Annotated in this window: 13 protein-coding genes and 1 tRNA gene; 5 read left to right on the top strand and 9 right to left on the bottom strand. The window is 33.8% G+C overall.

Annotation, left to right across the window (positions count from 1 at the left end; translation table 11 throughout):
- Positions 1-16: 16 nt before the first annotated feature.
- Together recD and AC5LW9_RS04780 are read right to left on the bottom strand one after the other, a co-directional pair.
- Positions 17-1,867 (bottom strand): exodeoxyribonuclease V subunit alpha, encoded by a 1,851-nt coding sequence (gene recD / locus AC5LW9_RS04785; protein ID WP_334323545.1) that lies wholly within the window; start codon positions 1,865-1,867, stop codon positions 17-19.
- 9 nt (positions 1,868-1,876) lie between these two features.
- Positions 1,877-3,466, bottom strand: a complete 1,590-nt coding sequence (locus tag AC5LW9_RS04780; protein ID WP_493456410.1) for a DUF4139 domain-containing protein — start codon at positions 3,464-3,466, stop codon at positions 1,877-1,879.
- Between the two features lie 243 nt (positions 3,467-3,709).
- Here AC5LW9_RS04780 and nadR point away from each other — a divergent pair, with 243 nt between their 5' ends.
- Entirely contained in the window at positions 3,710-4,945 is a 1,236-nt protein-coding gene (gene nadR / locus AC5LW9_RS04775; protein ID WP_198228766.1) for a multifunctional transcriptional regulator/nicotinamide-nucleotide adenylyltransferase/ribosylnicotinamide kinase NadR, read from the top strand.
- Between the two features lie 2 nt (positions 4,946-4,947).
- On the top strand, positions 4,948-5,637 hold the full coding sequence (gene pnuC, locus AC5LW9_RS04770; RefSeq protein WP_086327552.1) for a nicotinamide riboside transporter PnuC: 690 nt from the start codon (positions 4,948-4,950) through the stop codon (positions 5,635-5,637).
- Positions 5,638-5,999: 362 nt separating this feature from the next.
- Here the strand turns inward: pnuC and AC5LW9_RS04765 are convergent, their stop codons facing one another.
- Genes AC5LW9_RS04765 through AC5LW9_RS04740 form a run of 6 tightly spaced genes read right to left on the bottom strand, consistent with a single transcriptional unit; the run spans position 6,000 to position 9,516 of the window.
- Positions 6,000-6,629 (bottom strand): protein-L-isoaspartate(D-aspartate) O-methyltransferase, encoded by a 630-nt coding sequence (locus tag AC5LW9_RS04765; RefSeq protein ID WP_086309085.1) that lies wholly within the window; start codon positions 6,627-6,629, stop codon positions 6,000-6,002.
- 5 nt (positions 6,630-6,634) lie between these two features.
- A complete protein-coding gene (gene truD / locus AC5LW9_RS04760) occupies positions 6,635-7,657 on the bottom strand; it encodes a tRNA pseudouridine(13) synthase TruD (protein ID WP_493456409.1) in 1,023 nt (340 codons plus the stop codon).
- A gap of 21 nt (positions 7,658-7,678) precedes the next feature.
- The gene (gene ispF, locus AC5LW9_RS04755; protein WP_039128040.1) at positions 7,679-8,164 is read right to left on the bottom strand and encodes a 2-C-methyl-D-erythritol 2,4-cyclodiphosphate synthase; all 486 of its coding nucleotides are present in this window, start codon (positions 8,162-8,164) and stop codon (positions 7,679-7,681) included.
- Between the two features lie 18 nt (positions 8,165-8,182).
- A complete protein-coding gene (gene ispD, locus AC5LW9_RS04750; protein WP_370528603.1) occupies positions 8,183-8,884 on the bottom strand; it encodes a 2-C-methyl-D-erythritol 4-phosphate cytidylyltransferase in 702 nt (233 codons plus the stop codon).
- The gene (ftsB, locus tag AC5LW9_RS04745) at positions 8,881-9,177 is read right to left on the bottom strand and encodes a cell division protein FtsB (RefSeq protein ID WP_039128044.1); all 297 of its coding nucleotides are present in this window, start codon (positions 9,175-9,177) and stop codon (positions 8,881-8,883) included. The genes ispD and ftsB overlap by 4 nt, the downstream gene beginning before the upstream one ends.
- A 21-nt stretch (positions 9,178-9,198) precedes the next feature.
- Positions 9,199-9,516, bottom strand: coding sequence for a TusE/DsrC/DsvC family sulfur relay protein (locus AC5LW9_RS04740; protein ID WP_086327225.1), 318 nt, complete (start codon positions 9,514-9,516; stop codon positions 9,199-9,201).
- A gap of 192 nt (positions 9,517-9,708) precedes the next feature.
- Between AC5LW9_RS04740 and AC5LW9_RS04735 the strand changes: the two genes are divergently transcribed.
- From AC5LW9_RS04735 to AC5LW9_RS04725, 3 genes are all read left to right on the top strand, one after another.
- Positions 9,709-9,796 (top strand) — tRNA-Ser (locus tag AC5LW9_RS04735).
- Positions 9,797-9,877: 81 nt separating this feature from the next.
- Entirely contained in the window at positions 9,878-10,144 is a 267-nt protein-coding gene (locus AC5LW9_RS04730; RefSeq protein ID WP_493456408.1) for a hypothetical protein, read from the top strand.
- 33 nt (positions 10,145-10,177) lie between these two features.
- Positions 10,178-10,408, top strand: a complete 231-nt coding sequence (locus AC5LW9_RS04725) for an Arm DNA-binding domain-containing protein (protein WP_198228760.1) — start codon at positions 10,178-10,180, stop codon at positions 10,406-10,408.
- A 271-nt stretch (positions 10,409-10,679) separates the two neighbouring features.
- Here the strand turns inward: AC5LW9_RS04725 and AC5LW9_RS04720 are convergent, their stop codons facing one another.
- Positions 10,680-11,747, bottom strand: a complete 1,068-nt coding sequence (locus tag AC5LW9_RS04720; RefSeq protein ID WP_198228759.1) for a flavin-containing monooxygenase — start codon at positions 11,745-11,747, stop codon at positions 10,680-10,682.
- Between the last annotated feature and the right edge of the window lie 316 nt (positions 11,748-12,063).

Raw genomic sequence — 12,063 nt, 5'->3', positions numbered from 1 at the left:
TTTTATTTATATAACTTTATCCTTTATTCAATAATAAATTAACTAAACCACTGTGCCTTTGTGTTTGAGATTTTATTGCCTGTTGCAGAATTTGTTCCGTTGCATAAATTGAAACCGTTTTTTTAGCACGAGTGATAGCGGTATAAAGTAATGAACGGTTAAGTAATGGTGAATAATCCGTTGGCAAAATAATATTTACATGATCAAATTCTGAACCTTGTGATTTATGGATCGTCATTGCATAAGCCGTTTCATGCTCAGGTAATCGGAAAGGAGAAAACCCTTTTATCGAACCGTCCGCAAATGGAAAATAGACTCGTAATTTTGAATGGTCGTGCTCTGCCCTTAAAGTAATTCCTATATCACCATTATAAAGTCCTAATGAAATGCTATTGCGTAAAATCATAATCGGACGACCGACGTACCAAGCTTCGTCATTCTTAAGTTGAATGAATTTTTTTTGAGCTAATAAAGACTCGATTTGCTTATTTAAACCACTCACACCAAACTGCCCTTCTCGAACTGCGCAGAGTAAGCGATATTGCGCAAATTTATCTAAAATCGTTGCAATATCATCAACACCGTGTTGATTTATTGCATTTAGATAATGTTGATATTGATCCACACTATCATGTAAAACAGCTTGGTAGGCTTGCTGAGATGAAAGTTCCTGATACTTAATATCACTCAATGAAGCATTGTTTAATAATTGTTTAACAACACCTGATTTCCCATCTTTTACCGCATTAGCAAGTAAACCGATACCCGATGCCTCATCAAATCGATAACTCTTCTGTAATAAGCAAATACTGTCAGTAATGTTGGCTGTTTGCTCTGAAATTGGCACGTCATAACCTGTCACTTGGCTTAACTCTTTAGCTCGTAATTCGCTGTATCCATCCGTAATAAATGCACAGAGATCACCAAATACAGCACCTGCTTCGACCGATGAAAGTTGATCTTTATCACCAAGTAAAATTAAGCGTGCTGAGGATGGTAACGCATCTATTACTCTCGCCATCATATTTAAGTCTACCATTGATGCTTCGTCTATCACTAATACATCCAAGTTGAGTGGATTATCTTTATCATACGTGAACGAGCGATTATCCGCTTTGGCGCCCAATAAGCGATGCAAAGTAATTGATTCTGTATTAATATTTAAAGGTGATAAGGAAAGCTGTTCAATTGCTCGACTTAGCGATTCAGTTAATCTTGACGCCGCTTTACCTGTAGGTGCGGATGTAACTAATCGAGCTTTAGGATTTGTTTGTCTAATTGCAGCAAGTATTTTTGCAACTGTTGTGGTTTTCCCCGTTCCCGGCCCACCAGAAATAATGGCTACTTTACGGGTTAATGCAACTGCCACGGCAACTTTTTGCCAATCGATAGACTCTACATTATTGCTAAAAAGCTGATTGAGAATTACATTTAAGTCAATTAAATAATTGGATTCTTGGGCAAGTGTTGTGTGATTAAAATATTGAGCTACATTGACTTCATCAAACCACATACGCTGAAAATAGAGTTTATTTTGGGTAAAAATAAGGGGTGATAAGTTTCTGCCATCACTCACAACGTGTTTACTTTCAGCTTGTTCAAGTACAGCTTGCCAAGCTTGTTCACTCGGTGCCCCCAAATCCTGCCATAATTGTGGTTCAATGAATTGTTGATTTAAATTAGTCAGATCAAGACAGACATGACCTGCTCTCACTTCTTTACTCAGTGATAAGACTAAAAAACTAAAACGTTTAGCTGTAATATCATCATCTAGCTCTGCTTTATCGGTTAAAAACAGAGCTAAATGAATATCAAGTAAACTGATTTGGCTATTTTGTTCAAATTGGGTTAACCATTCTATTAACATGGGATATGTTCAGTTATTAACTTTTAGTCCCATTATATCGTTAACTTTATCTTTTGGATAAGTGAGTTTGAAGCTTAAATTAAGTTTTTTAGTCTCATTCGGATTCAAATCAAACTTCCATTTTATTAATCCTGTTTTTTTATCATAACTTGCACCGGTATACTTAATATCATCAAGCGTTACGATTTTATTGATAATAACTGGGAGCTGATCATAGACAACTAAATTTATTGGCATCGACTTGCCATTTTTTACATCAATCGTATAGGCATATCTTTGTGAAACATCATTACCCACCGACACAGGTTTTAAGGTTTCACTATTATCTCGATAGCGTGAAAGTGAAATATTTCTATCTTTACCTAAATAAAGATCTAGAGTCTCTTCAGCAAATATTGTATTAATAAAGCTTTTACCTATATATTTACCATTAAAAAATATTGATGATTGACCAGGTAATAAATTAAGTTTATCCCAATCTGCAATTTGTGCTTCCAAATAAACGTTATTATCTATTTTTGGTGTTGCCACATAATGGTATTGGGCTTTCACTTCTTTATCTTGTAATGTTAATAAGTCACTTTGATTGTTTGTTTTAATGGTATAGGGCAAATTAACTTCAAACTGAGTATTCACACCCAACTCATTAGGAAAATCTTCATCCGATGGTCTTCTCGATCTTGATTCTTTTTCGCTCTTTTCATCATAACCAATTTTAGAAAAAAAGAACCCACCTTTTTCTGAATAAGTGTCAATATGCCATAACCATAATTCCGATGACTTTAGGTTATCTGTAGGTAGAGACGTTGACAAGCTAAAATTAATATCTTTCCAATCTATACCGCTATTTTGGTAAATATCAGCTTTATAGGTTAAATGTAATGGAGAATCAATATCTTTAACGCGAATATCATAAACAGGCTTCCAACCTGCGTTTTTAGTTATATAAGAAAGCGTAACGGGTAATGTAATGTCATTTTGAGCATGAACTTTTACGACAACAGCACTAACTAAAGCCTCTTGAGCTTGCTTTTGTTTGTCGATTTTAGTTTGGCATTCAGTTATCTGAAAGGTTAATTGTTCAATTTCTTGTTGTAACTGATATTGTTCATCTAATGCAACAACCAAATTAGTTTTGATAAAATCCATCACTTTTTTTAATTGAGCTAAATCATCATTATCAATTTTAGTTAATTTTTCTAATCGATTGCCTTTCAAAAGTTCAATTTGCTCATTTACAGCTTTTAACTGAATTTCAGTTGTATCAAACTTTTTTTGTAACTGTTGCAATTGTTGATTTAATGCACTGATTTGACTACTATTTTCATAAGTTTTTGGATGCTTTTCGTCTAATGATACGGATAATATTTCTACGTTACTATTAACATCAAATCCAACATTTATAGAGTTTGGTCTAATACCATCTGCAATTCCAGTTAAAACTATTTCACTTTCACCTTTCTTTAGTGATACCATTGCTTGACCTTGTAATTCGGCACCTTGAAAAAATAAAGTCACTTTATTTAAAGTGATATTATTATCGGCAAAAGCACTACCTGAAACTAATGCAATTAAAAAAACTATTTTTTGAATTTTCATACTGTCCCTTTTTTAATAATTTTATATTTTAATTATTTAAATATATTCATGTTATAAACATGTCTGTATCGCATATCTATCCATGATAACCGTACTTAAAATAGTATTGGCTATTTCTGCTTAAATTTCCATAAAATTTAATTTTGTGTTAAATAAAAAATTAATTTAGTTTTATATATTGAACATTTGATTAAAAAAATGTATATTTTGTTAAAAATAAAAAACAAAATATAAGGAAACACTATGAATAGCTTCAGTTATTTAAAAAAAGCAATCAAACGTAGGAATTTATCATTACAAACCGTTGCCGATGCTTGTCAAATGACTAAAGGTTATTTAAGTCAACTCGCTAACGATAAAATCAAAAATCCAAGTGCGCAAAAATTACAATCGCTTCACCAATATTTGCAAATTGAACAACCAACTAAAAACAAAAAAGTGGGAGTCATTTTTGGTAAATTTTATCCATTACATACTGGACATATTCACCTTATTCAACGTGCAATAAGTCAAGTCGATGAGTTATATGTGATTCTTTGTTCCGATACAGAACGTGATATGGCATTATTTGAAGAAAGTGCCATGTCTCGGCAACCAACAATCAATGATCGAATTCGTTGGCTATTACAAACTTTTAAGTATCAAAAAAATATTCACATTGAATTATTAGAAGAAGATGGTATCCCTGCCTATCCAAATGGTTGGCAGCAATGGAGTGAGCGCGTCAAAAAGCTGTTTAAAGAAAAAGGCATCGAACCTGAATGCGTTTATTCAAGCGAACCCCAAGATGTTACCATGTACAAGGAGTTATTTAATTTAAATACGGTACTTATCGATCCTCACAGAGAATTTATGAAAGTTAGTGGTACCCAAATTCGCAAAGCACCCCTCAAAAATTGGCAATACATTCCAACTGAAGTCAGACCATTCTTTGTTAGAACAGTGGCGATTTTAGGAGGCGAATCAAGTGGTAAATCAACACTAGTCAATAAATTAGCTAATGTATTTAATACTACCAGCGCTTGGGAATATGGGCGAGATTACGTTTTTTCTCAATTAGGCGGAGACGAACGGGCATTACAATATGCAGATTACGATAAAATTGCACTAGGCCATGCACAATATATTGATTTTGCAATAAAACATGCCAATAAAGTCTCATTTATTGATACTGATTTTGTCACGACTCAAGCTTTCTGTAAAAAATATGAAGGTAAAGAACACCCATTTTTACAAGCAATGATTAACAACTACCGTTTTGATCTAGTTATATTGCTTGGCAACAATACACCTTGGGTAGCCGACGGCTTACGCCACTTGGGAAGTCCGAAACAGCGTAAAGACTTTCAACAGTTGCTCATCTCAATTTTAGAAAAAAATAACATTAACTATATTCGAATAGATTCACCTAATTATGAAGAACGCTATTTATGTTGTATTGATTTAGTCAATCAACTTATCAACAATGAAGAGTATTAATTATGAATAAATTAAATCAACTTATAATATTTATTGGACGAAACAAATTCTATCCACTTTTTTGCATAATATGTGTAACGTTGGCCTTTTTATACACCGACCCATTTAGTCAATTTAATCTTCGTTATACCATTTCCTATATTGGTGCTTTTTGTGGATTGATCTGTGTAATATTATTGGCCAAACGTAAAAATATGGGAAATGTGATGGGCATGTTAGCTAATGTTGCTGAATGCTCAGCTAACTTTCTTAATGGTAATATTGGTGCTGGCTTACCAAGTATTTGCTATTTTGGTTCACACATTTATGGCTTAATTAATTGGCAAAAAAATCAAGATAACAATAAAAATGTTAAATCCAGAACCTTGAGCGAAAGTAATTTTTTATGTGCCATTATCGCCCTTATTGCAGCAGTATTTTTAAATATTTATATCACTGAATCGCTTGAAGTCAACAATAGTAGTTATCAGCTTATAACTAACTGCTTTATCTTTGGATTAGGGATTGTTGCCCAATTATTGTTGATGATGCGTTACTCATTCAATTGGTATTTTTGGGTGATACTAAATGTGTTGGTAATTGGTCTTAATATTTATACAGATAACATCGTTATTGCTGCACAATATTTAATTTATCTATTTAATGCAATTTATGGTATTTGTGAGTGGAGAAATTCTGAACAAACACAATAAATATGTCTGTCAAAAAGTTTCAGAAAATGCATACGTTTCAGTAAAAAATTATCCATGCAAACAGCATGGATAATTTTATATCTATTCAATGATATTTAGAAATTAATAATCGAAAGATTTCACCAGCCAACAATTAGAATTTTTTAATTAAATAGTCATCACTTTAGTTGCCATTGCTATAAAGATAGGTACCCATGAGTATGGTGGATAATATTCAAAAGAAAATCAGCAAAATCTAATCAATCACTATTTGTTTATATTATTAAAAATAACAAAACACAGTAATATAAGATCAGTCAAAAAATACTGAGTATTCAATCTTAAATATCAACGAGCTCATTAAAGTTATTAATAAGGCTTTGTTATTCAATATCACCTTTAATAAGTGGGACAAATTTAACATCTTCGACATTTTTTACAATAAAACCGTCACCACTGCGTTTTATTAATTGAAGAACTTGATTGTCTTCATCACCAACAGGGATGACTAAGCGCCCTTTATTCGCTAACTGATCTAAAAGACTCTGTGGTACCTGTGTTGCAGCAGCAGTGACAATAATACCATCAAATGGACCACGTTCCGGCCATCCTAACCAACCATCTCCATGTCGAGTAGAAATATTGTGAATGTCTAATTGTTTTAAACGACGTTTAGTATTCCATTGTAAACTTTTAATTCTTTCAACCGAACAAACGTGGTTAACTAATTTGGCTAAAATTGCCGTTTGATAACCAGATCCAGTTCCAATTTCAAGCACTTTTGAGTTAGGTTCTAAACGTAATAGCTCGGTCATCTTTGCAACGATATAAGGTTGTGAAATGGTTTGCCCACTCCCTATCGGTAAAGAACAATTATCATAAGCCTGATGGGATAGAGCCTCGTCGATAAAGTGTTCTCGTGGTATAGAGGCAAAAGCTGTTAAGACACGCTCATCTTTGATTCCCTGCTGACGCAATAATTTAATTAGAGACTGCATTTTTAAACTTTGCATATGTATTACTCATTTCCTATTATCAATTCACGTATCACACTTGTGGCGTAACATCCTGACGGTAAATAAAAACGCATAGTAAGACTATTATCATTTAACCATTGCCAGTTAAGTTCTAAAGGATAGACCACTATAGAGCGCCTTGCAGTTTCAATACGCTCTTTTTTAAATAATTCAAGAAAAGTCATCCAATTTTGTAAACAATTTTTTTCAAATTCAAGTGTTTGAGACATTGTTCCAAGTGGTGAATCACCCAGCATAGGTGCAGTAATCGTGATTTCACGATTTTCTAAACGGTGTTGCAATAAATCCAATTCTTCTGTTTTTGCAACAAACCAACTTCCACGCCCAGCAAGTTGTAATATATCACCATCAAGCGCGGTACGATGCAAATTTTGTGCAATTCGTTGACTGACAATATCATTAAAAATTGCACTACGTGCTGCTGAAAGGTAAAAACTGCGTTTTTTACGATCTTTAACGGAAATCTCGCCATTTGCCCATTTGATAGCTTGAGTGATATTATTTTGTTCGCGACCAAAACGCTGTTCGCCAAAATAATTAGGCACCCCATTTTCTTTAATTAACGCTAATTTAGTCTCAATCCCTGATTTATCACTTAGCATTTTCAACGTAATATCAAAATAGTTGCCTTTCAAAGCCCCTATTTTTAATTTTTTATTATGTCGTGTAATTTTTAAAATTTCACATCCGTCTAAATTAAAATCCGAAAAATCAGGTGTTGCTTGACCTGGCATATGTAAACTAAACCACTGACGAGTGACCGCTTGGCGATCTTTTAATCCTGCATAACTGACTAACTTGGCTGAAATACCCACATATTTAGCTAATTGCTCAGCAACAAATATCGTATTACAATCACGTTTTTGAAGATAAACCAAGACGTGTTCACCATCACCGGTTAGCTCAAATCCGAGATCTTCAGTAACAATAAAATCTTCATATTGTTGTTTATATTGTCCTGTTACTGTTGGTTTACCATAAAAATAATTCAGTTCTGTTAACACGAATGCTACCTATCTTTTGATTTAATTGACTTTAGCTATTTTAGTAAGTAATACGACTGCTTCACAGGCTATACCCTCTTTACGCCCGGTAAAACCTAATTGTTCTGTAGTGGTTGCTTTGACACTAATTTGATCAAAGTGAACATTAAGATCTTCAGCAATATTAACTCGCATTTGATCGACATGCCCACGCATTTTAGGCTCTTGAGCAATAATAGTCGTATCTAAATTAACAAGTTCATAACCTTTGTTTTGAATAATGCTATAAACTTTTCTTAATAATATTCGGCTATCAATTCCTTTATATTGAGGATCGTTATCAGGAAAAAGTTTACCAATATCTCCTAACGCTAATGCACCAATTAACGCATCAGTTATGGCATGTAATACCACATCCCCATCGGAATGAGCAACCAGACCATATTGATAAGGAATTTTCACTCCTCCAAGCGTTATGGGGCCTTCCCCTCCAAATTTATGAACATCAAATCCATGACCTATTCGCATAATTCTACCTATTGTCATTTATGTAGTTAAATAAAAAGTGGCCAACGCTAAGTCCTCAGGTCGAGTAATTTTGATATTATCGCGGCGACATTCAACCAGTAATGGATGACCACCACAATATTCAATGGCAGAAGCTTCGTCAGTAATTGTCATATGATTATCTAAAGCCTGCTGCAAACATGATTTTAGCTCATTTGCTTTAAATAACTGTGGCGTTGCTGCTGCCCATAAATAATTTCTGTCTTCGGAGTATTCAATAATATTATCATTATTTTGATAAGCACGCTTTATGGTATCGCTGACGCGAGTAGCTAAAATACCGCCTTGTTGTGCATTGAGTACAATATCAATTAATTGTGTTATATCATCATGGCAAACACAAGGTCTTGCTGCGTCATGAACCAGCGCCCATTGATTATCATATAATAAATGCAAACCCGCTAATACCGACTCGGCACGGGTTTCTCCACCTATAGTGACTTTTATCTTATCATGCAAAGCAATTGCAAGTGTTTTAAATATTACATCTTCGCGATTAATAACGACAATCACCTGTGTAATTTTAGGATGCGATAATAGCTTATTTAAAGTATGCTCAATGACCGTCATGGAGCCAATTTTCAAATATTGTTTTGGTATTTGATTATTCATACGGCAACCGATGCCAGCAGCTGGAACAATTGCGACAATATTACTGGTACTATTCACTTTACGCCTTATTGAGATTGCGGGTTGGGATCTTTAATAATTCGATAGAAATATTCATTCGGTTTTACCATACCTAAATGGTTGCGCGCACGCTCTTCTATCGCTTCAGAACCTTGCTGCAAACTATTAATCTCGGCAAACATCTGTTCATTACGATCTTTTAATCGTGCATTTTGCTCATGAAGATCAGCCAACACTTGTAGATTATCTTGATAATCATAAATATTATTTTTGCCATACCATAGCGAGTATTGCAAATAACCAAGCACAAGAAGTAAAATTAAAGGCAATTTCCATCTAATCATGAGATTATTCTATTCGCTTATTTAGATACATTTAACGGGTTTTGGTAAGCCTGCAAGTTTAGTTGCTTGTTTAGCAGGGCCATCAGGAAATAATTTATATAAATAACGGCTATTACCCTTTTCTACACCAAATTTTTTTTCCATCGCTTTAACTAACGCTCTAATCGCCGGCGATGTTTTATACTCTAAATAAAAATCACGGACAAATAAAATCACTTCCCAATGTGCATCAGTTAATTCAATAGACTCCTTTTTTGCCAATAAAGGAACCAAATCAACAGTCCAATCCTGCCAATTTTTTAAATAACCATTATCATCAGTTTGTATTTGCTCTAACATTTTTGTAAACACGCATTTTTATTTGTGCCATATTATACCCGTTAAAATAAATTCCAACACTATTTTGATAGTGAAAGCGCCATATTTACACTAATTATGGCTAGATTTGATGAAAATTAAAGCAAACAATCAAAAAATTTAAAATACCTATTTACAAATAAGTAAGTCTACTTTAATATGCACAGCCATTGCGGAAGTGTGGCTGAGCGGTTGAAAGCACCGGTCTTGAAAACCGGCGAGGGGCGACCCTCCCAGAGTTCGAATCTCTGCGCTTCCGCCATCTATTTTTTGTGGCGGGTTCCACAGCAATCCAGAGAAATTCATTTTGACCTTTATCATAAAGGGTTTAAGTGAATTTTTTTTGCTTTCATTTTTATTATTCATTCCATACTCATCCAGAGTAATCCATTTCAATCCACGCTTAGAACGCCCATCAAAACGTCCAATGAAAAATACTCGAACTGTTTTGTATTTTTTATTAAATGCGCCTATCTCGTTCTACATAATTCAACGCATTAAAAAAATGTTGGGGGGATTATTCATGGCAAGGCTAATTGAAAAACTGACAACTTTATCTGTGAAAAAAATAAATAAAGCAGGTGATTATAGCGATGGTGCAAGACTTTGACTTCGCGTTAGTCATGAGGGAGCTGAATCTTGGATGTTTCGCTTTAGCTTTGAAAAAAAAGAACATAAAATGGGACTTGGTGCTACACATACTGTTTCTTTGTTAGAAGCAAGAGAAGAAGCGCGCAACAGTCGAAAGTTGTTAAGAGAAAAGATCAATCCACTGCAAAAACGCCAAAAAACTGTTATTCAGGAAAAAATTGAAAGAGACAGCCAAAAAACATTTGCTGAATGTGCTCATCAATATGGCGAGGTATTTATTTAGCTTGTTAATTAGTAGTCTCGGAATTTATATTAAGTAATGTAGCGAGTGTAAGTTCTCTGGGATAGTAAAACATCTGTCTGATTCGATTGAACTGAGCTAGAAGTAGCAGAGAAATTCGAATCATTCTCTGCAATCGGTGTAGTTTTATTCTTCTAGACCTTGTTTATTCCATTTATCAATTAAATCAGCTCATTTTTGCTTCATAACGTGGTGGTGTTCTGTATATTTCACACGATTATGAGTCTCCCTGACTTTGTTGCAGACATATAAATCACTTGTTTTTTAAAGCCATTTCAACAAAATTAGCTACTCGTTGAGCATCATTGACACTTCCATAAATTAGTTCTGATGCACGACAACTTAACCATTTTTTTCCAACAATAAATAAGTCGGGATAAGGAGTCTTACCTCCAGCATTATGTCCAACTTGACAAATAAACCCGTCTGAATTGGAAGAATGAGGAATAGTCAACCAATCTGTATCTTCTTTATATCCTAGACTCCAAATAACAATATGTGGTTCACAGTTTTCGCCACTTTCGGAAATTAACTTCTTACCATCTACGCTAGTAAGTTTAGAGTAAAGCCTAACTCCTTTTTTATTCAGAATTTTATTGGTAATATTGTTACAAGGTATTAAATTTCGTTTCCTAAGCCAACGACCTATAATGCTTCGAGAGTCAGAATTTAAAATAGACAATTTTTTTAATAAAATTAATGTGTTTATTCCAAACAGTTCCTGAGGAGCAAATGGACGAGGAGAGCCACAAAACAAAGTTACATTATGTGTTTCAGCTAACTCTTTAGCAACTTGGCGGCCACCAGAACCATCACCAATTATTGCAATATTTTTTGAAAACAGTTGTTTTGGATTTTGATACTGATCTATTGTCAGCTGCTGTATCTCTGCTGGAATATCTCTGGAAATATCAAGAACATTAACTTTCTGATTTGCCCCTGTTGCATTGACCAAACACTTTGCTTGAAAAGTTTCTCCATCTTGAGTTTTTAAAGAATAAATTTGATCATTATATTCTACAGAATATACATTTTTATTTAGCAATACATGTAATTTGTTATGTTGAGCGTAAAACTCTAAGTAATCAGCCACTTCATGCTTATCTGGATACCCTTTTTGATCACCAGCCATAATTAAACCTGGTAGCTGATTCATTGCTCTTGGTGTAAACAACCGCATACTATCTGGTCGTCTACGCCAGACGTCTCCTATACGTTCATCTCTTTCTAATATGAGAACAGTGATATTTTTTTTAGTCAGAAATGATGCTAAACACAGTCCAGCTTGTCCAGCACCAATGATTACACAGTCGTAAGTCATGAATTTTATCCTCTAATTGAATAAACTAGCTATATTAGATCTCTCATTCTTTTTTTTAAATAAAAATAATTGTCAAAGAATAAATAACTATTTGAAATATAAAGAGTTAAATAAATCAATGATTTTTTTATAAAATGAAGTTAGCTTATTTGTTCAAGACAATATTACTTACCCATTTATACAATGCCGTTAACTTTTCACAATCTAATAACCAAACAAGAGATGAAGTAACATAATGGAAAATAATAAGGAAATGGTTATGTCTGTGAATTTTTTACTCGGTTGTGGGGGTAATTATATTACGGGTCAAACTCTA

This window comes from Gilliamella sp. LMG 34360 (assembly GCF_984568995.1).
Note: the sequence above shows the minus strand (reverse complement) of the source record. Positions and strands in the feature narration are given on the sequence as shown.

What these genes read in the sequence shown, in the direction of transcription:
- recD (WP_334323545.1), bottom strand. Translation starts at nt 1,867, where the DNA reads ATGTTAATAGAATGGTTAACCCAATTTGAACAAAATAGCCAAATCAGT.
- AC5LW9_RS04780 (WP_493456410.1), bottom strand. Translation starts at nt 3,466, where the DNA reads ATGAAAATTCAAAAAATAGTTTTTTTAATTGCATTAGTTTCAGGTAGT.
- nadR (WP_198228766.1), top strand. Translation starts at nt 3,710, where the DNA reads ATGAATAGCTTCAGTTATTTAAAAAAAGCAATCAAACGTAGGAATTTA.
- pnuC (WP_086327552.1), top strand. Translation starts at nt 4,948, where the DNA reads ATGAATAAATTAAATCAACTTATAATATTTATTGGACGAAACAAATTC.
- AC5LW9_RS04765 (WP_086309085.1), bottom strand. Translation starts at nt 6,629, where the DNA reads ATGCAAAGTTTAAAAATGCAGTCTCTAATTAAATTATTGCGTCAGCAG.
- ispF (WP_039128040.1), bottom strand. Translation starts at nt 8,164, where the DNA reads ATGCGAATAGGTCATGGATTTGATGTTCATAAATTTGGAGGGGAAGGC.
- ftsB (WP_039128044.1), bottom strand. Translation starts at nt 9,177, where the DNA reads ATGATTAGATGGAAATTGCCTTTAATTTTACTTCTTGTGCTTGGTTAT.
- AC5LW9_RS04740 (WP_086327225.1), bottom strand. Translation starts at nt 9,516, where the DNA reads ATGTTAGAGCAAATACAAACTGATGATAATGGTTATTTAAAAAATTGG.
- AC5LW9_RS04725 (WP_198228760.1), top strand. Translation starts at nt 10,178, where the DNA reads ATGTTTCGCTTTAGCTTTGAAAAAAAAGAACATAAAATGGGACTTGGT.
- AC5LW9_RS04720 (WP_198228759.1), bottom strand. Translation starts at nt 11,747, where the DNA reads ATGACTTACGACTGTGTAATCATTGGTGCTGGACAAGCTGGACTGTGT.